The following is a 25,747-nucleotide window of genomic DNA, read 5'->3' as shown; positions in this document are numbered from 1 at the left end:
TGGGAGAAGGGGCTGGGGGATGAGGGTAAGTATTGTATTCATGCAAGAGGTCTAATATAGATAAACGAGTCTTTGAACCTCGTCGCCGAGTCTTTAATATAGATAAACGAGTCTTTGAACCTCGTCGCCGAGTCTTTAATATAGATAAACGAGTCTTTGAACCTCGTCGCCGAGTCTTTGAAATAGATAAACGAGTGTTTGAACTAACAGCGCAAATCGAGGGCTTTTAAGTTTCTGCTTTATTTTCGCCTTGCACCCACCTTAAAACTTGCCCTGTGACAAAATTAATGCTTTGATGTTTTGAGCATTACTTCAAGTATCATGAGTTGTACTCCGCGAGTACATCCACCTCCCACTATGCCGAAACCTGCCGATGTCAGCACCAAACGCTTAATTAGCCTGGCACCCGACAATTGGGTAAAATGGGTGACACAAATAACAGATGTCGTTGCAGGCGAAATCCTCAACTCAGAGTTCCAATGGATCAGTCGGGAAAGTGATGTACTCATCCGCGCCGAAAGTCCACAATACGGAAAATTTCTTGTTCTCAACGAACTACAACTACGATATAAACCCGAAATGCCACGACGGATGCGTGCCTATGCAGGACTCGCAGAAGAAAAATATAATTTACCAACCTATCCTGTACTAATTAACATTCTCAAAACAGGTGATGTAGAAATACCCACGCAATACTTCTCCAGCATCGCTGGATTGGAGGTACGTCAAGATTACCGTGTCATTAATTTGTGGGAAGTTGATGTCAGCATCGCCTTTTCTCAACCCTTACCATCGTTACTTCCGTTTGTGCCAATACTCAAAGGCGGCGAAGACGAGTCTACAATTCGAGAAGCATTGCGCTTATTGCAAGCGGACAAACAATTAAATCAGCTAGAAACGGTCTTAGCATTTTTTGCTACGTTTGTATTAGATAGCGCATTAGTCCAACAAATTATGAGGTGGGATATGACAGTATTGCGCGAGTCGCCTTGGTATCAAGAAATTCTGCACGAAGGAGAAAGACGTGGCGAACGGCAAGGTATCATTTCTAGTATTGAAATGACTCTGGAGATGAAATTTGGTAGCGATGGCTTACAACTGATGCCACAAATTGAACAAATTTCGGATTTGTCAAGTTTAAAAGCGATTCTACGGAATGTAATTGCAGCAAGTACATTGGAAGAAGTTCGTAGTGAGGACTTTAGTCCTCAAAATAAGGACTAAAGTCCTCACTACAAACAAATATTTGAGATTTCTATGACACTTGTGTAAGTCCTGGCTTCTCGCGCCGCAGCGCGAGTATTGCGAATTGCGAATTGCAATAATTTACATCATATTTATTGGGTCTATATCTATTGTTAAACTCACAGACACCGGACAAAGTTGACGCACTTGTTCCCAATCTGGTAACTGTGGCAATGCATCAGGGGCAAACTTGAGCAATATTTGCCAGCGATAACGATTTGCTACTCGTAAAATATTAGCTGGTGCTGGCCCCAATATATCTAAACCTTCTTGTTGTGGTAATGCAGCTGCTATTACCTGGGCAGTATTTTGGACTTGAATCGGATCGAGGCTGCTTAGGCGTAATAAAATTAACCTACCATAAGGCGGATAATTCAGTGCTTGCCGTTGTTCTAATTCTGTGTTGCTGAAAGACTCATAATCGTGATTTCGCACTGTTTCGATCACTGGATGATCTGGTGTATAAGTTTGCACAATTACCCTACCCGGTTCCTCGCCTCTACCAGCTCGCCCAGCCACCTGAGCCAAGGTTTGAAATGCTCGTTCGCTAGCGCGATAGTCAGATAAATATAGTAATCCATCGGCGGCGACAACTCCTACAAGCGTCACTTGGGGTAAATCTAATCCTTTGGTGAGCATTTGCGTACCGATTAATAAATCAGCTTCGCCGTTTGCAAATTGGGTAATTAAGGTACGATGAGCGCCTTTAGTACGGGTGGTGTCGCTATCAAAACGGATAAAACGCAACTGTGGAAATTGCTTTGTTAATTCCTGGGCGACTCGTTGTGTTCCACTACCAAAGAATTTTAAGTAAGGTGAACTGCATTCGGGGCAATTTTTGGGATGCGATCGCCCATAATTACAGTAATGACACCGTAAAATTTGTGGCCCTTCTACCTCAGTTTGGTGATACGACAGCGACACATCACAATGAGGACATTCCAATACATATCCACAATTGCGACAAGACACAAAAGTACTATGTCCCCGACGATGGATAAATAAAATTCCTTGTTGGTTTCGTTGTTTTAATTGTTGCAAAGCATCTTGCAAGGATCTACTAAAGATCGAACGATTTCCCTGCTGCAACTCTTGTCGCATATCCACAATTTCCACACTTGGTAAAGGACGCGAGTGGATACGTTCTGGGAGAGAGAGGTAGTGATCGGGGATCGCGTAGCGTCTCCTCTGGAGAATCCCCGATCCCCGATCCCGAACTCTCACCCAACTTTCTAAAGATGGCGTTGCGGAACCTAAAACTAGGGGACAATTTTCTAATTCTGCTCGCCACTGGGCGACGGTGCGGGCGTGATAGGTGGGGATGGGAGAATCTTGTTTAAAACTGTTGTCGTGTTCTTCATCTAATATGATTAAACCCAAGTTAGGTAAGGGAGCAAAAACGGCGCTGCGTGTGCCAATTACTACTTGTGGTTCGCCTGTGAGCATTTGTCGCCAGGTGTCGTAACGTTCGCCAGCAGAGAGGGCGCTGTGATAGACGTTAATTTTGTTACCAAACCGGGCGCGGAAACGATCAGTTAATTGGGGTGTTAGCCCAATTTCCGGTACTAAGACGAGGGCGGATTTACCTTGGGCGAGTAAAGGGGCGATCGCTTGTAAATAAACTTCAGTTTTTCCGGAACCAGTCACTCCATGCAAGAGAAGTATTGCATATCCTTTTATTTGTTTGATGGTAGACAATGCTTGAAATTGAGCTGGGTTTAAAGATTTTGGTTGATCTGCTGCGACTGTGGGGCCGTTTTCGCTGCGTAATATTTCCCTTTGCTGAATGACAATACAACCTTGCTCTTCTAATTTTTTTAAAGTCGGGGTAGTTGTATTACAAATTTGTAAAAATTCATTGAGCCATAATTCTCCACCATGACGCCTTAAGACTTCTAATATTTCTCGTTGGCGCTTGCTAATATCTATAGGTGGGACGCTGACGGTCAGTGTTACGATAGGTTTGGTCTGAGGTTTAGAATATCTAGGCAGTTCCATGTAGGTTTCTACCCAACTGCGTTGGATTAATTGCTTTTTTGCCCTGTCAAAACCTTTGATTTGGCGTCTTAAGAATTTAAAGCTATAGTCGCCTTCAGGCTGAGATTGCAAAATTTTGAGGAGTTCACGGGCTGGTAAACTGAGAAATTCATCTGCACCCTGGGGAATATTTTCTCTTTTGAGACGCAGACGAGAATGCGATCGCCCTAACAAACCTGGTGGTAGGGCTGTGCGAATCACTTGAATAAAAGGAGTGTAATAATAATCTGCAACTCTTTCTAACAAATACCAATAGCTTTGTTGAAAAAATTTTGAGTGAATTACATCTTCCACATCTCTGATATTTTCAACCGCAAGGTTAGTTGGAGGTTGTGCTAACAAACGAATTGCTATTCCTCCTACCTGCTGTCTACCAAATGGCACACTTAAAATATCTCCTGGTTTGACTTCTAACCCTAGTGGTAATCGATAGGTATAGAGTTTTTCTTCTTTTTCTTCCTCTTGTTGTGCTGTTCCATCTTCTTTAGTAATACCTGGATAGTCTACTAGCACTTCAACCCATTGATTTTTATTTATTCCCACATCATAAGACTGCTCTGATTGGGCTACGACTAAAGGAGGTAAACTGACATCATTTATATACATAGTTCCTCAATTTATAGATATATATTTATCTCTACTAGTTGCTGAAATAGTCCTTCCTCTGATGAGCAAGCGTCTATCTAAATGTCATTGAAAATGTAATTTGCAATACTGTCATCAGACATAATACTTGATAAGTTTCCTCTTATGTAATTGCAGCCAAGCAATTAATTTTATCTATATGCAGTAACACTTTTTGAAAACAGACCAGACAAAATTAATCTCTTGCATCTTTTCAAGTTGATTTTTCTCTTTATGGTGAATAGGCAAGAGTGCTTTTCTCCCTATTGATAGATATTAAATACTCTAAGTATATGAGATGCTTCTAACTAGGCTATGGGTTGCCATACCTTTTGCTGGGCAAAATTACCAGAAATTCAAAAGACCCATTGATGAGATTGAAGGATGTTTAAAGAATAACAAGGCATAAAAATTTAGATATCTTGGAAAAATACATGAAGATTTCATAATTAACTAATCTTCTAAAGTAATTTTTATATTTGTTAAGTTTGAGCAATTTTGATTGAGAGTCTTTGACATAGTTTGTAGATAAGAAAAAAATGAGGAACCCATGAATAGTCGAAATAGCAAAGCACGCGTCAATGCGAAGAACAAAAATATATGTAAGAATGTATCTTATTGTAACCAATAGCAAAAATAAATAGTGGTCTTTCCCTCTTGCTATCCTTAGTAAATATAGGTAATCATGGGCAAAGACTATTATTATTTATGGTCTCAAATTAGCGAGAACTTTTTTGCTATCAAGCAGGTGCATTTGTCACTTATAAAAATTAATGAAGCATCTTAAAGCAGCTGTCACTAAGTTATGTATCAAACCAAGCAACAATCCCTAACAGAAGCTATGAATATTGCTGAATTGGGAACAATGGAAATGATAGAAAATGCTGCCGTTAATGAAGAACAAATTCTAGAAGTTTTAAACGCAGTGGCAGATCAAGAATCCCCAATTGCAGAAAATCTGGAAATAGAAATAGATGGACGCAATGTAGATGAAATGGCAGCAGCGCGTCCTTCTGGATACAATAAAACCGAGTACGATGATGCTGTGGGCGCGTTTTTTAAAGAAATGGCGCGTTATCCATTACTAAAACCCGATGAAGAGGTTGAATTGGCGCGGCGAGTGCGGTTTTTAGAAGAATTTAACGAAATCCAAGCTGTATTAGAAGAACAGCTAGGGCATCAACCGAATAAATCAAATATAGCAGCACATCTACAAATAACAGAAAAGCAGTTAGAAAATCGTTTGTATCAAGGTAGGGTAGCGAAACGCAAAATGATTCGCTCTAACCTACGTCTTGTTGTATCAATTGCTAAACGATATTTAAATCGTGGCGTACCTTTTTTGGATTTAATTCAAGAAGGCGCCATGGGTTTAAACCGGGCGACAGAAAAATTTGATCCAGATAAAGGATATAAATTTTCTACATATGCTTATTGGTGGATTAGACAAGCAATTACACGAGCTATAGCTAACGATGCTCGTACTATCCGTTTACCAATTCATATAGTTGAAAAATTAAATAAACTCAAGAAAGCCCAGCGAGAACTTAAACAAAAACTAGGGCGTAATCCCAACGAAATTGAAATGGCGGAAGCATTAGAAATTCCGCCCCAACAATTACGCCAACTTCAACAATTACGACGTCAAGCATTATCTTTAAATCACCGTGTCGGGAAAGAAGAAGACACGGAATTAATGGATTTATTAGAAGATGAAGACAACCAATCTCCAGAAGCAAAAATGAATGAAAGCATGATGCGTCAGGAGATTTGGGAAGTGTTAGGTGATGTACTGACACCACGAGAAAAAGACGTAATTTCTTTACGCTATGGATTAACCACCAGCGAACCCTGTACCCTGGAAGAAGTTGGTAACATGTTCAATCTGTCTCGTGAACGAGTACGACAAATCCAAAGTAAAGCCATGCGGAAATTGCGGCGTCCCCACATCGCCAAGCGCTTGAAGGGGTGGCTCATATAATTCTCATTGGGCATTGGGCATTGGGCATTGGGCATTGGACATTGGGCATTGGGCATTGGGCATTGGGCATTGGTTAAGAGTTAAAGGCTTTGAACTCTTGACTATCAGCTTTGATTATGGACTAATGACTATTGTACAGACGCGATTAATCGCGTCTACTAAGGACTAATGACGAATGACCAATGACTTCTCAAAGTAATTTAGTAGTGCGTTTTGCTGAACCTGCTGACTGTGGTGTGATATTTGACTTAGTAAAAGCACTTGCAGAATACGAAAAATTATCTCATGCCGTCACTGGCAGTGCTGCTGAACTAAAGGAGCATTTGTTTGGCTCCCGGAAATATGCTGAGGCAATATTAGCAGAATATACAGGGCAAGCTGTGGGGTTTGCCCTGTTTTTTCATAATTATTCAACATTCCTCACCAAGCCAGGAATATATCTAGAAGATATATTTGTTTTACCAGAATATCGAAATCAAGGAATTGGCAAAGCACTCTTAATTAATGTTGCTCAAATCGCTGTAGAAAGAGATTGCGGACGCTTAGAGTGGAGTGTTTTAGATTGGAATGAACCCGCTCAAGCATTTTACCGCCACATGGGAGCATCAATTTTAGACGAATGGCGAATTTGTCGTGTGACGGGTGAGCCGTTGAAGGAATTGGGGAAAGGGGATCGGGGATAGGGGATCGGGGATCGGGGATCGCTTAAGGTGGGGCCCCCTCTGGGGATAAGGGGTAACGGGGATTGGGGATTGGGAATTGGGAGAAAAATTACCTCCTTGTCCCCCTTGTCCCGATCCCTTATCCCCGATCCCTTATCCCCGATCCCTTATCCCCGATCCCTTATCCCCGATCCCCAAACTATGACAACCTGTCTTTTGACTAGGAAAAGCTGTGAAGCTGAGAATTAGTAAGGATTATGGACGAATTTTAAGTCCTTTTTGCAGAGGAAACACAGAATGAAAAAGATTTTGTCAGTGTTGCTGCTTGGCATCACAATCTTCACCTTCGCTTTTAATCGCCCTGCTTTAGCCGCAGATGCAGCTAACGGTGCTAAAGTCTTTAGTGCTAATTGTGCTTCTTGTCATGCAGGTGGTAAGAACTTGGTGCAAGCCAATAAAAGCTTGAAAAAAAGCGATTTGGAAAAATATGGCATGAACTCAGCAGAGGCTATCATTGCCCAAGTGACAAATGGTAAAAATGCTATGCCGGCTTTTAAAGCTCGTTTAAAACCTGAGCAGATTGAAAATGTTGCTGCTTATGTGTTAGAAGAAGCTGATAAAGATTGGAAGTAGAAAAATCAGGGCTAGAGACTAAGAGTTAGTATTCTGTCGAGATTGAATTGAGGGATGTTTGTTGATGCGGTGACGCAGTGACGCAAAGAAAAATAATTTCTCAAAACTAAATTGACAGACTATTGGGAACTAGACCACAAATGAGTATTTGAAACTACAGATGTACACATATAGACATGGCTAAAATCAGTGTCTGTTTGTGTTTATCTGTAGTTTTGTGCTAATAGCTAGTGGTCTGTCCCATTAATTTTGCTGGGCTGCAAGATCCCCGACTTTTTTCAAAAGTCGGGGATCTGTCTCCTCGTAACCCCTCAGAACTTATGCGACAGACCAGTAGTTGTATTTGATCCTAGCTGGTTTTAAAAATAGCTGTAAATTAGGTTTCTGACTGTTAAATCAGGTTTCTGACTGTTAAATCAGGTTTCTGACTGTTAAATCAAATTTCTGACTGTTAAATCAGNAAATCAGGTTTCTGACTGTTAAATCAGGTTTCTGACTGTTAAATCAAATTTCTGACTGTTAAATCAAATTTCTGACTGTTAAATCACTTAAAAATGGGGAATTGGGCTAGAGTGGGTGCAATACGGATCGATTAAAAATTTTTGCTCATAATTTTGGACATTTACCAGACGTGCCATGGCACGTCTGGTACAAGGTTTAGATGTCAATCGATTTGTCTGATCCGAACCGTATTGAGAGTGGGTCAGAAACCCCACGCCTAAAGGCGGGGGCTTGAAAAAGTCCTAATCTGACCAGACTAAGTACGAAGAAGTACTACGTTTAAGGCAAGCGTTAAAGACCTACCAAGGGATGCGTAGCTAGTCCCTTGCTCTAGAAATTGAGGATTAAACAGGCTTAAAAGGGTTAAACCAGTGTTCTTAATATAGTACCGACCTTAAACATTGTCGAAGCTAACTTTACCCTGCAAAGGAGGGACTTATGTCCAAAGTATTCGTAATTGACTCAGAAAAAAGACCACTAAATCCAATACATAGCGCACAAGCAAGACAATTATTAAGAAACAAAAAAGCAGCAGTTTTTAAGCGTTTTCCGTTCACAATCATTCTCTCGAATTTGCCGCAAAAAAATGAGGCGGGCTTCAATAAAGATAATTCGTTGGGCCAATCGGATAAGCCAGAAACAAGCCCGCCTCATTTTTCAAGGTCTGGCTCCGTCAAAGAATCACAATCATCGCCAGTACAACCACTGCGATTAAAGCTTGACCCTGGTGCAAAAGTAACAGGGATTGCATTAGTTAACGATACTACTGGGGAGGTTGTATTTGCAGCCGAACTAAAACATAGAGGTTTTGCGATTAGAGACGCTTTAATTTCAAGAAGACAACTTCGCAGAAGTAGAAGAAATCGTAAAACTAGATATCGCAAACCAAGGTTTTTAAATAGAACCCGTCCAAAAGGATGGTTAGCACCTTGTCTTAAAAGTCGTGTTGATCATATCAAAACTTGGATTGAAAGATTACGTAAACTTGCACCAATACAGGCTATAAGTCAGGAATTGGTACGCTTTGATATGCAGTTGATGCGGAATCCAGAAATTCAAGGAAAAGAATATCAACAAGGTACTTTAGCTGGCTACGAAACCAGAGAATATCTATTAGAAAAATGGGGGAGACAATGCGCTTACTGTGGTGTCAAAGATGTGCCACTACAGATAGAACACATTCACCCTAGAGCCAAAGGAGGTAGTAACTCGATTACAAATCTTACTCTAAGTTGCGAAAAGTGCAATACAAAAAAAGGGACTAAGGAGATCAAAGAATTTCTCAAAAAAGACCCTACTAAGTTGCATAAAATCTTGGCACAAGCACTCATACCATTGGCTGATGCAGCAGCAGTTAATACTACTAGATATGCATTGTTGAACACATTAAAAGAAACTGGCTTACCTGTAGAAACAGGTTCTGGTGGATTAACAAAGTTTAATCGCAGTCAACAAAATCTACCTAAAAATCATTGGCTAGATGCAGCCTGTGTTGGTAAGTCAACACCAATTTTAAAAGTTAAAGGAATCAAACTATTGTTAATTACTGCTAATGGTCATGGCACTAGACAGATGGCTGGTACTGATAAATTCGGGTTCCCTATTCGTCATCGTTCAAATAAACAGATTCATTATGGTTTTAGTACTGGGGATATTGTTAAAGCTGTTGTAACCAATGGCAAGAAAGTTGGCGAATATTTAGGGCGTGTTTTGTGTCGTGCCACAGGTAGTTTTGATATCGCTACCAAAATAGGGAGAATCGCAGGCATTAGCTACAAATATTGTTCACCAATTCACAAAAAAGATGGTTACTCATACTCCTAAAAGAAACTATTCTGACGGCGATGTTCATATCGCCTGCCCCTTACCCCCATGCATAAATGCAGGTGCTTCCACGGGGCGAGGAATTTGGTGAGTAAGTGTGCCTGAATTACCTATTTTTTTTGATTGATTGTTAGGTACTTGATATTCACACAAAAAGTGATAGTTTATGAATTGCTATTATCGCTTCGTCTTTAGATTAATTACTATTGTTGTACTTAGTTGTTTATTTGTATTGTCGCCTGCCTATTCTTTAACTACAACTAATTCTGTTATCCCAACTACACCAGAGGTTTTTTTCAAGCTGGGGGTAGAAAAGATGTTGTATGGTAACTACCAAGGAGCGATCGCAGAATTTCAACAAGCAATTAAACAGAAAAAAGATTTTGACGCTGCTTATAGTAATCGTTGTCTTGCTTATATCAATATTCAAGATTATCATAATGCGATCGCAGACTGTACACAAGCAATAAATTTGTTGCCTAAAAATGCTGAGGCTTATTTAAATAGAGGAATTGCTGAGTATAGACTCGGCGACTATGAAGCGGCTATTGCTGATGATCAACAAGCGATCGCTCTCAAGCCAAGTGATTTCCGAGCTTATTATAACCGGGGAATTGCCAATGCTTCTTTGGAAAAATATCAACAGGCAGTCACAGACTACAATCTCGCCTTAAGTCAAATTTCCCAGATAGACGGTTCTCTACTTGCGGACATCTATAATGATCGAGGATTAGCACGTTTAGAGCTAGCAGATCTACAAAATGCGATGCTCGACTTTAATTTGGCGATTCGTCTCAATGGTGCTGACTATCGAGCTTACTTTAATCGGGGTTGTGCTTGTGCTAGACGCGAAGATTACGCTGGGGCTATAGATAATTTTACCAAAGTCATCCGACTTAACCCTAGTGATGGTAGTGCTTACATTAGTAGGGGAATAGCTTTTCATCGACTAGGTTATGAACAAGCTGCGATCGCGGATTTGCTGAAAGCTGCTGATTACTTTGGCTATCAGGGAGAGAAAATCGCATACGAAAAGACATTATCTTTAATCAAAACTGTACGACGACATATACCATTTAAAGTCATTATTGTCTAATAAAAATTACAGATTTTCAACTTTTGCAAGAGGTCTTTAGTTGCGATCGCGGTTATTGTATGAAGTTGTATGCAGAGGGATCGACTTACCTCATGAGAGCCAAAATTGAAAACGATGTACTTTTCCTTCATCACGAAGATGTACCAGAGTATAAAAAAGGTGGTTCTGTGGTAAGGAATAGCTTTTTTTGGGCGCTGCGTTCAATTGCAGGTAAAGCTTCTAGATATGGTGATTGGGAATATGAACCAGAGGTTTGGTTTGCACTTACACGAATGCTGTTGTCGTTTACTGAGTCTGGTTATTTAGGTTTTCGAGAAACGGTGTTAGAGTTTCCCGCAGGTGAGGAAATTCCAGCAGTGTTACGAGATGTTTCCACTTGGGAATGAAAAATAATTAATTTTTATTGATCGGTAAATTTAGCCAACTGCTCAAATTCTCTGCTAACCAGTCAAGTTCTGGGTTCGTCAGATAACCTTTACCACCAAGTTCAAATTTCTTTATTCCTACCCAAATATCAATTTGAGGAGGAATTGCAACACTACCTCCTTCGGAATCTCTCCTGTACGAAAGACGAGTGAGTTCAATTTTCGCAATATTTTGTCGAGGTGCGGTCAGAACTGGTGGACATTTGACTCCCAAGAGTTCACGAGTCAAAGAGATTTGCTGTTGAGTGATCCGAAGTCTGATTTGTCCAAATAAAGTAAAGAGAATATTCCAAATCAAGTAAAAACCAACACCCAGGTGAAAGATTGCAAATAGAGCTGCGAACAATCCGCCAGTACTCCACGTACTGAAAGCGATACCATACCACATTACAAGAAAAGAGTTCCAGGCGATCGCAAATCCAATTATCGGAATTAATCCCAGGTGGAAACCCCGTGGTGGAATTAGAATCTCTAACATCTGTGTGGTGTTGGTAAGTTTAACTTTGCTACCAACAGGTTTTTGAGTAATTGCTAAGGAATTTTCTCGCAAATTTGATGTTTCTAGAGCTTCTAAAGCCTGTTTTGCTGATTTTAAGCGTAAATCTAGACTGGGTTCTGTAAGCCATTTCAGCCAATCAACGAGATTCGGACTGAGATTAACTCTATCTTCAAAAAGTATTCGCATCTCCCGTTGTGGGAATTCATCGGGGTGCTGTCCTGTCACCAAATAAATTAGCGTTGTCCCTAAAGCATAAAGATCTGAAGCGGGTACAGTACGTCCACCAAATTGTTCAGGAGGCATGTAGCCATAAGTACCAACAACTGTCCTAGTACCACTATTTACCACAGTTTGTACACAACCAAAATCAATCAGGTAAATCTGTCCAGGATTATTACCAGTGCGATCGCCCAACAAAATGTTACTTGGTTTAATATCTCGATGCACGACTGGAGGTTGGCGACTATGGAGGTAATCTAAAATTCCTAGTAATTGTTTGGCGATCGCTTTTATTTCTGATTCGCTAAAGGTACGACCAGACTCTATCCAATTTTGTAATGATCTGGCTTCTATATAAGTTTGAACTAAAGCAAAGCCTCTGCCTAATTCAGTCTCAACATCGAAGCGATCAATATATTTAGGAATCGCTGGATGATCTAAAGATTGCAGGACTTCTACCTCACGTTCAAAAAGTTTCAGATCATCCCAGTTAAAGTCAGGACTAAACAACAGCAACTTAATTACAACAGACGATCCTGTTTGTAAATCGTTTGCGAGAAAAGTTCTCCGACCAGTCTGACGACCAAGCAGAGATTGAATGCGATAGCGATCGCGTAAAACTAGATTAATCAATTGATCCATAGCTATGAGTTTCCTTGGTCTATTATTAAAATTTTGCTCTTTGATCTGTCACCTTCAAGCCATAGAATTTAAATTGTATCCAGCTACTTATTTAATTAGGTGTTAGGGTTACAATTAACAGTAGTCTGGCGTGTAAGTAGTCAGACAAAAATATTTACAGTCATTGCGAGCGAAGCGTAGACGCGCCATTCGCAATGACATTGTGTAATTAATTCTGTCTGGTTACTTAATAAATCACTCCAACATCCATTTCAAAGTAAATCTGCGATCGCGGATATGAACGATCAAACTAAAACAACCAGAGGAAGCAATAAATCATCTTTTGTTTGTCCAATCCCCAAAAAGCGTCCATCTTCTGAATAAACTCGCAATATTTGTGAAGAATAATCAGCAAAAGGAATCTTCTGACCTTGACACCATTTTTGATCTGCTGGTGTGCTTAAGCTGACAGATGGTAAATGCTGCAAAGCTACGTCGGGGGAAAGGGGTTGAAAAGTTCCAGCTTGTAGTTGTGTTTCTAAATCGGTAAATGTCAGGCTATTTTCTAGTATAAAACCACTGCTAGCGGTGCGTTGCAAAGCTGCGAGAGTACCACCAGTTTCTAATACTGTACCCAAATCACGAGCGATCGCTCTGATATATGTTCCTGTACCACAGGCGATCGCCACATCTATTTCTGGAAACTCTCCTTCTCGCCAGTCCAAAATCTCTATTTTGAAAACTTCTACTGTTCGCACTGGTGCTTCCACCGTTTCACCCTTGCGCGCTAAGTCGTACAAACGTTTTCCCTCCACTTGTATAGCGCTGTAACTCGGTGGAATTTGCTCAATTTTGCCTTGAAATTGTTGGAGTGCAGTTTCTACTGTCTTAAAAGTTAAATTTGTAACTGAATTCTCTGTAATAATTTCTCCCTGCAAATCATCGGTTGTGGTACGCACACCCAGCCTAATTGTGGCTATATAAGCTTTTTCACCAGGAAGATATTGTAATAAGCGTGTGGCTTTACCCAGTGCAATTGGTAACACACCTGTCGCGGCTGGGTCGAGAGTACCAGCATGTCCGACTCGCTTGAGACGCAAATATTTTCGCGTCTTCGCCACGCAGTCGTGAGAAGTCCAACCAAATGGTTTGTTGAGATTGAGGAAACCAAACACAATAATAGGGATCGGGGATCGGGGATTGGGGATTGGGGACAAGGGAGTGTGGGGAGTAATGTAGAGACGCGATTCATCGCGTCTGGGAGTGTGGGAAGACAAGGGAAGGGAGCAGGGAGCTCTTAGCAGGGAGCAATGTACTAATTATCTAGCCCATTGTTGCAAAATATAAGCGTAAAAAGCTTCTTTATCAACTTTATCCATAGCGTAAATTTTCCGACCTCCAGAAACTATTTTTGTACGTCCTTGGCTGAGACCAGAAGTAACAATTTCGGTTTCCCATTCCCGGAGTTGGTATAATTCGGGGTGGGCTAAATAAGCTGTTGCTAGTACGTCCCAAAAATAATAATCCTGGGGAATAACGAGTGCATAACATTGTCCAGCTAAATCTGAAATCGGATAGTGACGTTGTTGTCCCATTTTTCGGACAATTTCCGATGTCACAGGTACATTGTTAGTCAAATCTAAAGGACACATAATAATTTCAATTTGGGTTTCCCATACTCGCGCTGCGGAAACTGCGTCCCAATAGACATTCCATTCTGCGGAACCATCTTGTCCTGGTTCCCAATTTTTTTCCACATTACCAGGGACATTGAGCGCTCCTCCCATCCAGACGATTTTTTGAATTTTGGCTTCAATATCTGGTGCTTTGTCTAATGCTGTGGCGATCGTTGTCAGGGGGCCAGTTACCATTAGCGTTACAGGTTCTGGTGCTGATTGCAACACTTTCACCATAAAATCCTGACCAGGTTCTGAGACTAGAGGTGTAATAATGCGATCGCTTTGATTGAGAATTGGGAAATGGTCTACTACAAAAGAATCACGACGATAAAGATAAGGAAAAGGATTTATCCCACGGACAGTGCTTTCTGCAACTCTAATATGAGAACCCCCCATCAAATCCAGGATTTTACGTGTAGCACTAACAGCAGGTTGGACATAGCAATCAGCAGGAGTGACAACCACACCCAGAAGTTGGATATGATCCATAGTCATCAGTAGCATAGTTGCTAAGTAGTCATCTACACCACCATCGTGATCCATTAATACAAGTTGTTTAGACATAACAGGAGAACTAAAAAAAATGGATGAGTTTATGAAAGCTGCTATTGACGAAGCAAAACAAGGTAGACAAGAAGGTGGGATTCCCATTGGTTCGGTGCTTGTCAAAGATGGCAAAATTGTCGGTAGAGGACATAACAAGCGCGTCCAAGATAATGATCCTGTCACCCACGCCGAAATTGATTGTCTTCGCAACGCTGGTAGAATTGGCAGCTATAGAGGTACAACACTCTATTCAACCTTAATGCCGTGCTATTTGTGTGCTGGTGCAGTAGTACAATTTGGGATCAAAAAAGTTATAGCCGCAGAATCGAAAACTTTTCCTGGCGCCAAAGAATTTATGGTATCCCGTGGCGTCGAAGTCATTGATTTAGACTTAAAAGAATGCGAAAAAATGATGAGTGAATTTATTCAACAAAATCCAGAACTATGGAATGAAGATATTGGGATTGACACTCTCAGGTCTAAAGACACTGAGATTCTAATTTCACCCTAGTTACTTGCTCTACCAGGTTTTCACCAAGCAAAGTAGAGGTTACTAGTCCATTAGCGTTACTTTGGGAATGCCCTTCCCTAGCTTTTGCAAGATTCAGAATATTTATTGCCGCATTTGTATCTCTATGCAACTCGCAACCGCAACTACAAACATGGCTACGAGTTGATAGAGATTTTTTGACATTTATACCGCAACTGCTGCACTTTTGACTGGTGTATTGAGGTGGTACAGCTACGGCTATCTTGTCAAACTTAACAGCAAAATATTCTATCCATTGCCGAAACAAATACCAGCTAGCATCACTAATTGATTTTGCCAAGCAATGATTTTTAATCATATTGGAAACTCTTAAATCTTCATAGGCTACTAAGTCGTTAGACTTGACTACGCAACGTGCAACTCTCTTTGCATGTTCTATACGCTGCCTACTTACTTTTAAGTGTTTTTTGGCGTAGACTTTTCTTGCTTTACGTCTACCCGATGAACCTTTTATCTTTTTGTAAATACGTCTTTGAGATTTCTTGATTGATGATTCAGCTTTTCTCAAAAACTTTGGGTTTGGTTCATGATGCCCGTTGCTATCAGAATAGAAACTTTCAATCCCAACATCTAATCCTACTTTCTGCCCTGTTTTAGGTTGGATATCTACAACATCAATCCCAACACAGAATTGAGCGTAATATCCATCAGCACGACGGATTAAACGTATTCTTTTAATGTCTTTGACATCATAGGATTGAATATCCCATTTTCCTAAAAGCTTTAGTTTGCCAATACCTTTTTTATCAGTAAAAGTAATCTGTCTTTTAGTTGCATGTAATTTCCATCCTGAAGTTTTATATTCAACAGAACGACAGTCTTTCTGAAAACGGGGGTAGCCTTTTTTACCAGATTTTTTAGATTTACAATTATCGTAAAATCTAGATATAGCAAACCATCCACGTTCAGCAGCAGATTGTACCGCCATCGAATTTAGTTCACAAACAAAGGGAAATTCTTTGCGTAGTTCAGTGGAATACTTGTTAAGTGCGAACCTATCAACTTTTTGCTCTCTTGATGCATCCATCCAGTATCTAATCGATTTGTTGCGAATAAACTGGGTAGTACGAATAGCATCGTCTATCGCGTCGTATTGAAATTGCTTGGCTTTAACTTTGTACTCTAGAACTATCACAATTTTCTCTTCCTTCTAAACTACTACTTGTTTTCGACCTATTAATATAGTTTCATAGATAGGAAACAAATAGGAAACAATATGAAGAGCGAGTATATCAGAATTAGGACAACTCCAAAGAGATTCAATAAGCTAAAGCTATTGGCAGAGCAAAAAGAACAATCAATGACAAGATTGATAGAAGATTGGATTGACACACTACCAGAACCTAAAAAGATTGAAAGCGACTAAAGTCGCTCGTGTCGCTTATATCTCAGGGCTAAAGCCACTGAGTTTTACGCATACCGGGTATTCCTATAAACTACCCTAAACTACGGAGTACCATAGAGATTAGGGTTTTGCTTCTAGTGATTTTATTTTTACTTTATAAATCAATACCCAAGCAAAATGGCAGATTGCTTTCTCAAACCGCAGTTTGTTTTCTCAAAATGCCAAAATGCTTTCTCAAACCGCAGTTTGTTTTCTCAAACCGGAGTTTGTTTTCTCATTTCGGTAAAATGAGTAAGCAAACCGCAGTTTGCTCACTCAAAATGCCAAAATGCTTTCTCATTTCAGTAATTCAAGTACTCATAACAGCGATCGCTACAAATGACAAATGATATCCTATGGTTATTAAAAACTTTAACAGCATCATCACCTATTACGAAATAATTAGCGGATTCAAGCATCGTGACCCTTCGCGAAAATATTAAATTTAAAATCTATGGCTTCACCACCCCAGTTATTAACTGATCCATTTCTACAACTTCCAACTCCAAATTCAGTAAGAGTTGTGTGGTTTACCGAATTTGCTGGTAACAAACATCTAGTTTTCTATGGTGAAAATTTAGCGACAAAAGTTTTAGCCACAACAACTAAACTTAGCCGCACTCGTGAAGATCAACTATCAAGAGTCGCAAATCAAACCCAAGATGGACAAATTTATCAACATCCTGTTCTACGTCACATCTGGAGACACGAAGCTGAGGTAACAGGTTTAATTCCCAACACCAAAATTGCTTACCAAGTTACGAGTGTACGGGAAGATAATCAAAGTGTCAGTAGTGATGTGTTTAGCCTCGCGCCTACTCCTGTACCCAATACACCACTTAAAATTCTCCTCACCTCTGATCACCAAATCAAGCCGATGGTAGCTGCAAACTTACAAAAAGTTGTAGAAACAATTGGACAACCAGATGCAGTTTGGTTTGCTGGTGATTTGGCGAATATTCCTGACCGCGCCAGTGAATGGTTTGATGATCATCGCGGTGGTGCATTTTTTCCCTGTTTACAAGGCTGTGCAAATTATCAACTAGAACATAATGGTATAAAAACAAGCTACACAGGCGGGGAAATTATTCAACATGCACCCATGTTTACTTGCATTGGTAATCACGAAATCATGGGAAGGTATGGGAAAACAGGTAACTTAAACGAAGAATTTAACGATACTATTCCCCGTACAGCAGCCCTCAAATTATATGGGGAGAAATCCCTCAAAGAAAATTCTTTTAATACCGATACCTACGAAGAAATTTTTACTTTACCTGACAGAAAAACTTACTACGCAACCAGCTTGGGTGATGTGCGTTTAGTAGTACTTTATGCTACCAATATGTGGCGCTACATTACTAATGAAGGTAACTATAAAGGAAAATACGGTGAACCAGAACTAGAATTAAACAATCCGGAAAATTGGGGTTACGGACAACACATCTACGAACCAATAGCCAAAGGAAGCGAACAATACAACTGGTTAGTACAAGAACTCAACAACCCTGAGTTTAAACAAGCCAAATATAAAGTCGTGATGCTGCATCATCCGCCTCATACTTTGGGTGATAATATTGTCCCTGCCTATACTGACCCTGTACAGATCATTGAACGGGATGAAGCTGGTAACATTCAAGCAGTGCGTTATGAGTATCCCAAACAAGCAGACTATATTATTCGCGATGTCCTGCCATTATTAGAACTAGCCGAAGTGCAGTTAGTATTTTTTGGTCATTCCCATTTATGGAATCGGTTTTGCAGTCCATCGGGGATGCATTTTTTAGAAACTTCCAATGTCGGTAATTCTTACGGTGCTGCATACGGTGAGATTACACGCAAAAATTTACCACCCTGGGAAAGTCAGGATTATGTGCCAAGTGGTGATCCCTGGGGATTAGAACCAGTCACACCTACAATTGCGCCGATATTAGCTGAAAATGGTCAACCGATGCCCTATATTAGCAGTAACGAAATAACAGTTTTTAGCATCTTTGATACAGCTACGGGTACGGTTAGCAGCTATCGTTTTGATACCCGCGAGCCAGATTCAGAGGTAATTAAGTTTGATGAGTTTAGCTTGAACCGTCATTCATCCCACACCGTACTTTGAAAAAGAAAGCTTTTCCGTTACCGTTACATAAGACCTACTCATAACTACTCACAATTAGACCAATCTACTCATGTGTAGTTTGATGCTTACTTCCTGCTTCAACCTGGAGATGTCGGCATCAACCAGTCCACAGGCTAACCTCGCCTAACTGGCGATTTTCTTCAAATTGATTGCTGCGTTCAAATCACGGTCAATGACGAAACCGCAATGATTGCATTCAAACACTCGCTCGTTCAAGGTGAGTGTTTCCTTTTTAGTTCCACAGCTTGAACAAGTTTTAGAGGATGGAAACCATCTATCAACCACAACCAAGTTAGAACCATACAATTGGCATTTGTAAGTTAACTGTCTACGGAACTCGAAAAATCCCATATCTTGTATAGACTTAGCCAGTTTATGATTAGCTAACATACCTGACACATTTAAATTCTCAATGACTATTACGCCGTGGTTCTTGGCTAGTAATGTTGTGAGCTTGTGCAACGTATCCTTACGGATGTTAGCGATTTTTCTATGCAATCTAGCTATTAGTAATTGCGCTTTTTTCCAGTTAGATGAACCAATGATTTTATGACGATTCAACCACTGCATTCTGGATAGTTTTGATTTATATTTATTGTACGACTTTGCACCTTGAATGACTTCGCCAGTACTAAAAGTAGCCAAAGACTTCACACCCAAATCGACACCTACAACACTCGTATTGCCTAAATCTTGCGGTTCTACATCAAACCTGAAACTGATAAACCATCTATTAGCTTGACGAGATATTGTACAAGACTTGGTTAATACTTGCGGTAATCGCTCATAAGTTTTAAGAACACCAATTACAGGTACTTGAATTTTATTGTTGCCTAAGATTTTAACTGTACCTTCAAGTGTGAAAGAGTCATGCTTACCTTTCTTTTTAAACTTAGGAACTCCAGCAGTTTTATTAAAGCAGCGCTTCCAAGATTCTCGCAACGCCATCAATGCTTGCTGTGGAGTACTTTTAGAACATTCGTAATACCATTCATTTTCAGATTTCACCAATGCTACTAACCATTTATGTAAGTCAATAGCGCTGGGGAATTTAATCTTAGAATCGGGATTTGCTTGATTGTGGTCAAGGATTTGTTTGGTCAAACTGAGTCCCCAATTCCAAGCATGACGAGCCACACCACAATGCTTTGCAAATGCTGTACGCTTTAGGTTATTCAATTTCAGTTCCGTTTTGAAACCTAACAGCATCTATCCAACCTCCTTGACTACTTGAGTCATACCATCAATCAATTTTTTATTTTTCTTGCTTCTAGAACCGTATAGACGTGCTGAAAACACTGTAATCAGTTCAATCATGTCCTGCACTAATTCTTGTTCAAATGTGATTTCTTCATTGGTCTTATTGATAATGACCACTTCGGTTTCAAACTCCTCACACATAGCAAACACCAACTCAGCGCCAAATCTCAACAATCTGTCCTTGTGAGTCAGTACAAGTCTGGTAACATCGCCTTGCATAATGCGCTTGAGCAGTTTTTGAAGTCCTTTCTTTTGATAGTTCAAACCCCTATCCTTTTATCCGAAATCCCAAGTTATTTCTTGGTAGTTGATTCTAAGTGTTTAAGAAACCAAACAACAATCAACTAACAACACAAATAAAAATATGCGACGAATTGCAATTATTGGAGCATGACAAGCAGGACTGCACTTGGGTATTGGTCTTGTTGATGCGGGTTATGCGGTGACATTGTTTAGCGATCGCACACCATTAGCGATCCTCAATGGTAAACCAATGGGATTGCCATTTTTATTCCCAGATGCATTGCAACTAGAAGGTGATGGGGATCGGGGATCGGGGACAAGGAGGACACGGGAGAAAATATAAAACCAAGCATTGACCAATGACCAATGACCAATGACCAATGACCAATGACCAATGACTAACCAGCCAATTCTGCTGCTGCTTGTCGCATCATTTCTTCTCGTGATACATCTCCTATTTGACTAGCGATCGACCAATAGTGACCAAAAGGATCAACTAATCTACCATAGCGATCGCCCCAAAACATATCATCCAAAGGCATTGTTTCTATTGCACCTGCACTGATGGCACGATTAAACCAAGCGTCTGCATCATCGACTTGCAAGTGAATCGTCACAGGAGAACCATTGAGAGTTGCAGGTGATTCTAGCCCATATTCAGGAAATTCATCATTTAAAAATATTACTGAGTTCCCAATTTCTAATTCGGCAAACATAATTCCATCACCTGTCAAAGAAGGCATACTGTATTTCTCCACAGCGCCAAAGGCTGCTTTATAAAATTCAATTGCTGCCTTAGCATCGCGAACAGTCAGGTGTGGAGTGATGATGCGAAACTCTGCCATTGCTTTTTTTCCTCGCAGATATGCAGTTTAGTTTCTTCAGACAGAGTATTCTAAAATGCTTACACTATTTTTTCAGGATAATTAATTAAACGTAACGTGAATAACCTAGTACTTTAACTTGAATTTCATTTTGTCTTAACTCTTCAGCAAATAACAGCTTTTTTAACAACTAGAATATGTATAGTACCAAATCAGGAAATTATACCTTGCCCTGCTTTTACACTGCGTTCTAAATACGGCATGAAAATGTTACAAAGAAAGGCAGAGGGCAGGAGGCACTTATGCTGAAGGCATTCTGTCTCCTGCCCTCTGAAAAAAAACTTTAGTTATGGGTTTAAAGCCCATTTAAAAAAAGATGTTTTTCGAGACGCATAGCGCGAGGAAAAACGGCGTCCTTGCTTCAATCCCACGTTTTTAAACGTGGGTTCCTTCTGCCCTCTGCCCTCAGCATAAGTGCCTTCTGAATGTCTAAGCGGTAAGTGATTGGGGAACGGGGAAAGCACGATTTATAAAACCTCGAAAAACCAGCATAATTGTGGAAGAACAGCTAAGGCGATCGCACAAAAAATGAACCTCTACTTATTGTTAGAAAATATCCTTTTTTTCTTGGTTGCGACATCTTTCACTGTAGTTGTGGGTTGGGCTTGGAGACATTCAAAACCCATGATCTTACCTGAAGTCCTTCCAGGTTGGTATAAAATCTGGTTTGGTACAGTGCAATTACTGGGTATAGTTTTGCCGTTAATAGTAATGCTGTTGTGGGGTGTGGTGTGGGGTTATTATGACGTTTTAATGGTGTTTGCTTCCTACTTTCTGATCCTGGGCTTGCAAATACTATCGGAATTTGTGACCTTAAGACAGTTCCATTCTGTTGTGTGGGTAATGGTTCCTTATTTATACTTGCCCTACCGTTTTTGGCAGTTATATCAAGGCTGGACACTCATCAGCCCAGAACAAGAATTAATTTGGGTAAGAACTACATTAGTGATAGAAATTCTTGTGTGGGTTGGAAACTATATGTTAGATGTAACTCAATTACCAAGGCTTTTTCGTTGGGAAGTTCAAGAAAACTCTGACATTGAGATTAATTAAACACAGAGGATCGCGCAGTCAAGCGCAGAGAATCATGGAATTTTGCCACATAAAATTCGTTAGGGCTAAATGAAAGCGAAGTATTCTGCTGAAAACTCTTGATCATTAACAAAGTTTTGATACACTTTAAAGAATTTAATTAAAATCTCTGCTAATTACTCCTACTCTGCGGGAAGCCTAAAATATTTTCAATATGTCTTCTCAACGTACAATTCAAAGTATATATACTGATGGCGCTTGCATCGGCAACCCAGGTCCCGGTGGTTGGGGTGTTGTTGTCTATTTCAGTGACGGTTCTGTTCATGAAATAGGCGATGCTGCTGCTAAAACCACTAACAACAAAATGGAAATGCAAGCCGCGATCGCAGCTTTATCTTTCCTAAAAGCATCAGGACACACTGAACCGATTACTCTCTACACAGATAGCGAGTATCTGATTAACTGTGTGACTAAATGGATCAAAACCTGGAAAAGAAAAGGCTGGAAAAAAGCAGATGGTAATCCTGTTCTGAACCAAGATTTGCTGGAACAACTTGAGCAACTCAACAGTCGTCAGGTAAAATGGCAACACGTCCGGGGTCATACTGGTAACGAAGGTAACGAACGCTGTGATGCGATCGCTCGTGCTTTTGCTAGTGGAAAAAATCCATCGCTGCAACAAATTTCTCAGATCAATTTGTTTGATGATTTTTTACAGACATCAACTGATATTACGGTAGCAAGCATATCTGATTCTGATCCCGAATCGATGATAATTAACAAAAACATACGAGAGATCAGTACCCTTGCATCAGAAATAAATATGACAGATACATCGAATCATTCAACGCCCTTCTCCCATGAAGAATTACCTCGTGAAATGAGGGTAGTACAACTCCGCAACTTGGTGGAAACCCTAAGAATTGCTGACGAAATTGCTGAAAAAGGTTACTTAGTTACTAGTTCTGAATTAGCAGATTTAATGGATGTCCACCCTAGTGCTGTTACTAGTCGTGGTGATCAATGGCGTTGGCGTAACTGGATTGTTTCACGAGTCCGACGAGAAGGTAATCAAATTCTTTGGGAGTTGGAACGTGGCGATCGCCTAAACAATGAAAATGATGATTGATAGTGTTGTTTGTTGTTGATTGTTGGGAATCACTACCAACAATCAACCACAAGCTATTAATGATAATTTCTTCCCCGCCACTGTCGTGGAGTGCTGATTGCTGATAAAAAGATTCGGACTACGGCTAAGGGGTCAGCCAGTGGGGAAAGCCAAAACAACCAACCACCCATAGATTGAGTGCGATCATAACAGGGTGCGATCGCCAACAGCATACCAAACCGAACTACCAGCAGAAATAAATTTAGTCCGAGTAATACCAAAGGAGGATTAGGAGAAAAGGGGAGGTGGGGGGAAAACAATAGGTAACTGAGGATGAGCAAAATAGGTAAAGCCTGAGTTGAAGTTAGTACCCATAAATCAGCCCATAGCTGAGTGCGGGAAGAAGCATCTTTTAAATCGAGACTGCGACCCCATTCTTTCCAAGTTTCCATTGCTCCTTCATACATCCGTACCTTTAAGACTTTTGATCCATCTAAAAAGCCTACTTTAAAGCCAGAAGTAGCTATGTGTCGAGCTAAGGTGACATCATCACAAAAAGAACTTTTGGCACTCGTATAACCACTGACCGCAGCTAACACAGAACGGCGGCATAAAAAGCATTGACCGTTAGCCATGACTCGTTCTGGTTGTTGTGTATTTATACCAGCAGGATCGAATCTGTAAAGCAACGTCATTAACAACGCTGGTTGTAGCCAGCACTCTCCAGGGTACTTGAGGATGAATTGAGGCGAAAGAGAAATTAAATCATATCCTTGTGCGATCGCCGTTTTTACCAAACCCGCAACTAAACCTGGTGATGGTTGAGTATCAGCATCCATACCCAAAAACCATTCACTTGCTTCACAAGAGTGTAAAAAACCATTATGTAAAGCCCAAGGACGTCCTACCCAAGTAGGAGGTAAAGGATCATCAGTAATCAGCCGAAACCGGGGGTCTTGTTGTTGTGCAGCTTTGACTAAATCAGGGGTACCATCCTGAGAATTACTATCTACAACTATTATTTCCCGAACTTCGTAACTTTGGCGACTTAAGCCATTTAACAGCGGACTGATCCGAAGAGCTTCATTTAAAGTGGGAACTACTACACTAACGCTACCTAAAATATCTGGTGTTGGGTTTTGTGGTGTCACTGGGGGATGACGTAGAGGTCCTTTGAGCAGGCGCGACAGTAAAATTGCTATTGCTGGGACTTGTATAAGTAGTACTAAAAGCGAAAAGGTACTGATGATGCTAAACCAGTCTATCACTGTAAAAATATTGAATTAATGTAATTGCAGGGTTAAAAGGGAACAGAAAAACGCCCATAAATAATCATGATTCTTTAAACTCAATATTTTGGGCTAATTCTTCCTCCGCCATACCGTGATTTTCTCGGCTGGCGGTGGATGATTTACTTAAGAGCAACTTCTACCGGAGCTATTTGCCCTTGATTGGTAACAGATTCTACTACATTCTCTGTAGATGTACTTTGAGTCTTCCACCATAAAACTACAGCCGGCGCTGCACCCAAGAATAAGCCTAGTAAGACTGGTATGGAAAAACCAGCCGCTAAACTCATGACTGTAGCAAAGCCAAAGTTGCTGAGATAAACAATTAAAGGTAGATTAAGTTGCGATCGCTCTAATTTTATCGGTGTATTTCGCCACAATAATGCAGCCACCGTCATAAATACTGAACCAGTACCAATCCATCCAGCAAAGTTTTGATAAGGCATACCAAAAAAGGCTCCTGGTTTCTGCCAATACCAAAAAGGTAGAGATGTTTGGCTCATGGCTGGATCTAGTACAAAGTCCCAGGAAGTGAGCAACAAAGCACCCAAAGCGATCGCACCCAAATGACGCCATAAACTAGGTTTTTTGTCAACCTCTAAACCAGCACGCCCCAGGAGGTAAGATACAAATCCTACGTAAAACCAAGACAAAGGAATAGTAAAAGGTACTAAACCGCCAATTTTATAACCCAAGCCACTTAAGTAGCTGTAATGACCAAAAGGAAAGCCAGTACTAGTTCCTAGTAATTCACTGCTTAAAGAAATTAACACTGATGGCAGCAGAAACGAGAGCCACAAACCTAACCCTAGTGTTCTATAAGCATACAAAGAAACTGCTGCTGCTCCCAAAATCATATAAACTACGCCGCCTCCAGCCATACTCCATTGCATGGCGGTTTGTCCAAACTCGGCTAAATTCAAAATTATTTCAGCGTGAGGAACGACCAGTAATATTCCTACTAGTCCAAACACCATTGATACAATATGACCAATGAGGCACACGCGTTCAGCGATAACAAGTTGTTTCATGATATTTCCTGAATCAAGATGTGACACGTGGCTACATAACTGCTAACAGTTTACAAATCTTTAAGGATATATATAACTTAATTTTGATGTAAATATTCTATTAAATTACTGAATAGTTTTGAGGCAGAGCATTATCGCCTATTGATTACAAACAAAACAAGTAAGAAAATCTGGTTATATTAGAATTTTGACTCTGCTGAGTATGAAGCTTCGCTGGCTACTCTGGCAATCACAACTTAC

22 protein-coding genes and 1 pseudogene are annotated in these 25,747 nt (G+C 40.4%); 13 read left to right on the top strand and 10 right to left on the bottom strand.

The annotated features are described in order from the left end of the window. Positions 1-32: 32 nt before the first annotated feature. Both B4U84_RS01135 and B4U84_RS01130 read left to right on the top strand, forming a co-directional pair. A complete protein-coding gene (locus B4U84_RS01135) occupies positions 33-230 on the top strand; it encodes a hypothetical protein (protein ID WP_131115086.1) in 198 nt (65 codons plus the stop codon). A 127-nt stretch (positions 231-357) separates the two neighbouring features. Next, positions 358-1,224 carry an RpnC/YadD family protein gene (locus tag B4U84_RS01130; protein ID WP_131118643.1) on the top strand — a complete coding sequence of 289 codons (867 nt, stop codon included), beginning with the start codon at positions 358-360 and terminating at the stop codon, positions 1,222-1,224. Positions 1,225-1,326: 102 nt separating this feature from the next. Here the strand turns inward: B4U84_RS01130 and priA are convergent, their stop codons facing one another. Next, a complete protein-coding gene (priA, locus tag B4U84_RS01125) occupies positions 1,327-3,888 on the bottom strand; it encodes a primosomal protein N' (RefSeq protein ID WP_131115084.1) in 2,562 nt (853 codons plus the stop codon). Between the two features lie 823 nt (positions 3,889-4,711). On the opposite strand from priA, the gene B4U84_RS01120 reads away from it, so the two are divergent. The 6 genes from B4U84_RS01120 to B4U84_RS01090 all read left to right on the top strand — a co-directional run bounded on the left by B4U84_RS01120 (position 4,712) and on the right by B4U84_RS01090 (position 10,989). After that, positions 4,712-5,887 carry an RpoD/SigA family RNA polymerase sigma factor gene (locus tag B4U84_RS01120; RefSeq protein WP_017312428.1) on the top strand — a complete coding sequence of 392 codons (1,176 nt, stop codon included), beginning with the start codon at positions 4,712-4,714 and terminating at the stop codon, positions 5,885-5,887. A 182-nt stretch (positions 5,888-6,069) separates the two neighbouring features. Further along, positions 6,070-6,570, top strand: a complete 501-nt coding sequence (locus tag B4U84_RS01115; RefSeq protein WP_131115082.1) for a GNAT family N-acetyltransferase — start codon at positions 6,070-6,072, stop codon at positions 6,568-6,570. A gap of 276 nt (positions 6,571-6,846) precedes the next feature. Further along, complete coding sequence (petJ, locus tag B4U84_RS01105; RefSeq protein ID WP_017312430.1) at positions 6,847-7,182, top strand: cytochrome c6 PetJ; 336 nt, start codon at positions 6,847-6,849, stop codon at positions 7,180-7,182. A 939-nt stretch (positions 7,183-8,121) separates the two neighbouring features. After that, positions 8,122-9,507, top strand: coding sequence for an RNA-guided endonuclease IscB (gene iscB, locus B4U84_RS01100; protein WP_242677508.1), 1,386 nt, complete (start codon positions 8,122-8,124; stop codon positions 9,505-9,507). A 166-nt stretch (positions 9,508-9,673) separates the two neighbouring features. Beyond that, on the top strand, positions 9,674-10,603 hold the full coding sequence (locus B4U84_RS01095; RefSeq protein ID WP_131115079.1) for a tetratricopeptide repeat protein: 930 nt from the start codon (positions 9,674-9,676) through the stop codon (positions 10,601-10,603). A 92-nt stretch (positions 10,604-10,695) separates the two neighbouring features. Continuing rightward, a complete protein-coding gene (locus B4U84_RS01090) occupies positions 10,696-10,989 on the top strand; it encodes a hypothetical protein (RefSeq protein ID WP_026082074.1) in 294 nt (97 codons plus the stop codon). A gap of 7 nt (positions 10,990-10,996) precedes the next feature. Here the strand turns inward: B4U84_RS01090 and B4U84_RS01085 are convergent, their stop codons facing one another. From B4U84_RS01085 to B4U84_RS01075, 3 genes are all read right to left on the bottom strand, one after another. Then, a complete protein-coding gene (locus B4U84_RS01085; RefSeq protein ID WP_131115077.1) occupies positions 10,997-12,388 on the bottom strand; it encodes a serine/threonine protein kinase in 1,392 nt (463 codons plus the stop codon). A 284-nt stretch (positions 12,389-12,672) separates the two neighbouring features. Next, entirely contained in the window at positions 12,673-13,542 is an 870-nt protein-coding gene (truB, locus tag B4U84_RS01080; protein WP_131115075.1) for a tRNA pseudouridine(55) synthase TruB, read from the bottom strand. A 144-nt stretch (positions 13,543-13,686) separates the two neighbouring features. Next, complete coding sequence (locus B4U84_RS01075; protein WP_131115073.1) at positions 13,687-14,610, bottom strand: nucleoside hydrolase; 924 nt, start codon at positions 14,608-14,610, stop codon at positions 13,687-13,689. A gap of 19 nt (positions 14,611-14,629) precedes the next feature. Between B4U84_RS01075 and B4U84_RS01070 the strand changes: the two genes are divergently transcribed. Then, positions 14,630-15,103, top strand: coding sequence for a nucleoside deaminase (locus tag B4U84_RS01070; protein WP_131115071.1), 474 nt, complete (start codon positions 14,630-14,632; stop codon positions 15,101-15,103). On the opposite strand, the gene B4U84_RS01065 is transcribed toward B4U84_RS01070, so the two are convergent. Beyond that, positions 15,072-16,277, bottom strand: coding sequence for an RNA-guided endonuclease InsQ/TnpB family protein (locus B4U84_RS01065; RefSeq protein ID WP_017312437.1), 1,206 nt, complete (start codon positions 16,275-16,277; stop codon positions 15,072-15,074). The two genes, B4U84_RS01070 and B4U84_RS01065, sit on opposite strands and share 32 nt — an antisense overlap. Before the next feature lie 703 nt (positions 16,278-16,980). Here B4U84_RS01065 and B4U84_RS01060 point away from each other — a divergent pair. Beyond that, entirely contained in the window at positions 16,981-18,639 is a 1,659-nt protein-coding gene (locus B4U84_RS01060) for a purple acid phosphatase family protein (protein WP_131115069.1), read from the top strand. Between the two features lie 144 nt (positions 18,640-18,783). Here B4U84_RS01060 and B4U84_RS01055 read toward each other — a convergent pair whose 3' ends face one another. Beyond that, the gene (locus tag B4U84_RS01055; RefSeq protein ID WP_044450271.1) at positions 18,784-19,869 is read right to left on the bottom strand and encodes an RNA-guided endonuclease InsQ/TnpB family protein; all 1,086 of its coding nucleotides are present in this window, start codon (positions 19,867-19,869) and stop codon (positions 18,784-18,786) included. After that, a pseudogene (locus B4U84_RS01050) lies at positions 19,870-20,187 on the bottom strand (IS607 family transposase); the annotation flags it as partial. It abuts the gene before it with no gap. 142 nt (positions 20,188-20,329) lie between these two features. Between B4U84_RS01050 and B4U84_RS30240 the strand changes: the two are divergent. After that, positions 20,330-20,506, top strand: coding sequence for a hypothetical protein (locus B4U84_RS30240; protein ID WP_165490222.1), 177 nt, complete (start codon positions 20,330-20,332; stop codon positions 20,504-20,506). A 55-nt stretch (positions 20,507-20,561) separates the two neighbouring features. Here B4U84_RS30240 and B4U84_RS01045 read toward each other — a convergent pair whose 3' ends face one another. After that, entirely contained in the window at positions 20,562-21,008 is a 447-nt protein-coding gene (locus B4U84_RS01045) for a VOC family protein (protein ID WP_017312439.1), read from the bottom strand. A 567-nt stretch (positions 21,009-21,575) separates the two neighbouring features. Between B4U84_RS01045 and B4U84_RS01040 the strand changes: the two genes are divergently transcribed. Together B4U84_RS01040 and rnhA are read left to right on the top strand one after the other, a co-directional pair. Beyond that, positions 21,576-22,100, top strand: coding sequence for a hypothetical protein (locus B4U84_RS01040; protein WP_017312440.1), 525 nt, complete (start codon positions 21,576-21,578; stop codon positions 22,098-22,100). A 193-nt stretch (positions 22,101-22,293) separates the two neighbouring features. Next, entirely contained in the window at positions 22,294-23,208 is a 915-nt protein-coding gene (gene rnhA, locus B4U84_RS01035; RefSeq protein WP_044450269.1) for a ribonuclease HI, read from the top strand. A 56-nt stretch (positions 23,209-23,264) separates the two neighbouring features. Here rnhA and cruG read toward each other — a convergent pair whose 3' ends face one another. Together cruG and cruF are read right to left on the bottom strand one after the other, a co-directional pair. Next, complete coding sequence (gene cruG / locus B4U84_RS01030) at positions 23,265-24,455, bottom strand: 2'-O-glycosyltransferase CruG (RefSeq protein WP_044450268.1); 1,191 nt, start codon at positions 24,453-24,455, stop codon at positions 23,265-23,267. Positions 24,456-24,598: 143 nt separating this feature from the next. Further along, positions 24,599-25,507: a gamma-carotene 1'-hydroxylase CruF gene (gene cruF / locus B4U84_RS01025; RefSeq protein ID WP_017312443.1), complete on the bottom strand. Its 909-nt coding sequence runs from the start codon at positions 25,505-25,507 to the stop codon at positions 24,599-24,601. Positions 25,508-25,747 lie beyond the last annotated feature (240 nt).

The organism is Westiellopsis prolifica IICB1 (assembly GCF_004323185.1).
In the GTDB taxonomy this organism is placed as follows: domain Bacteria; phylum Cyanobacteriota; class Cyanobacteriia; order Cyanobacteriales; family Nostocaceae; genus Pelatocladus; species Pelatocladus prolificus_A.
Note: the sequence above shows the minus strand (reverse complement) of the source record. Positions and strands in the feature narration are given on the sequence as shown.

Coding starts and splice junctions, on each gene's coding strand:
- B4U84_RS01130 (WP_131118643.1), top strand. CDS start 358: ATGCCGAAACCTGCCGATGTCAGCACCAAACGCTTAATTAGCCTGGCA.
- priA (WP_131115084.1), bottom strand. CDS start 3,888: ATGTATATAAATGATGTCAGTTTACCTCCTTTAGTCGTAGCCCAATCA.
- B4U84_RS01120 (WP_017312428.1), top strand. CDS start 4,712: ATGTATCAAACCAAGCAACAATCCCTAACAGAAGCTATGAATATTGCT.
- B4U84_RS01115 (WP_131115082.1), top strand. CDS start 6,070: ATGACTTCTCAAAGTAATTTAGTAGTGCGTTTTGCTGAACCTGCTGAC.
- petJ (WP_017312430.1), top strand. CDS start 6,847: ATGAAAAAGATTTTGTCAGTGTTGCTGCTTGGCATCACAATCTTCACC.
- iscB (WP_242677508.1), top strand. CDS start 8,122: ATGTCCAAAGTATTCGTAATTGACTCAGAAAAAAGACCACTAAATCCA.
- B4U84_RS01095 (WP_131115079.1), top strand. CDS start 9,674: ATGAATTGCTATTATCGCTTCGTCTTTAGATTAATTACTATTGTTGTA.
- B4U84_RS01090 (WP_026082074.1), top strand. CDS start 10,696: ATGAGAGCCAAAATTGAAAACGATGTACTTTTCCTTCATCACGAAGAT.
- B4U84_RS01085 (WP_131115077.1), bottom strand. CDS start 12,388: ATGGATCAATTGATTAATCTAGTTTTACGCGATCGCTATCGCATTCAA.
- B4U84_RS01075 (WP_131115073.1), bottom strand. CDS start 14,610: ATGTCTAAACAACTTGTATTAATGGATCACGATGGTGGTGTAGATGAC.
- B4U84_RS01070 (WP_131115071.1), top strand. CDS start 14,630: ATGGATGAGTTTATGAAAGCTGCTATTGACGAAGCAAAACAAGGTAGA.
- B4U84_RS01060 (WP_131115069.1), top strand. CDS start 16,981: ATGGCTTCACCACCCCAGTTATTAACTGATCCATTTCTACAACTTCCA.
- B4U84_RS01055 (WP_044450271.1), bottom strand. CDS start 19,869: ATGCTGTTAGGTTTCAAAACGGAACTGAAATTGAATAACCTAAAGCGT.
- B4U84_RS01045 (WP_017312439.1), bottom strand. CDS start 21,008: ATGGCAGAGTTTCGCATCATCACTCCACACCTGACTGTTCGCGATGCT.
- B4U84_RS01040 (WP_017312440.1), top strand. CDS start 21,576: ATGAACCTCTACTTATTGTTAGAAAATATCCTTTTTTTCTTGGTTGCG.
- rnhA (WP_044450269.1), top strand. CDS start 22,294: ATGTCTTCTCAACGTACAATTCAAAGTATATATACTGATGGCGCTTGC.
- cruF (WP_017312443.1), bottom strand. CDS start 25,507: ATGAAACAACTTGTTATCGCTGAACGCGTGTGCCTCATTGGTCATATT.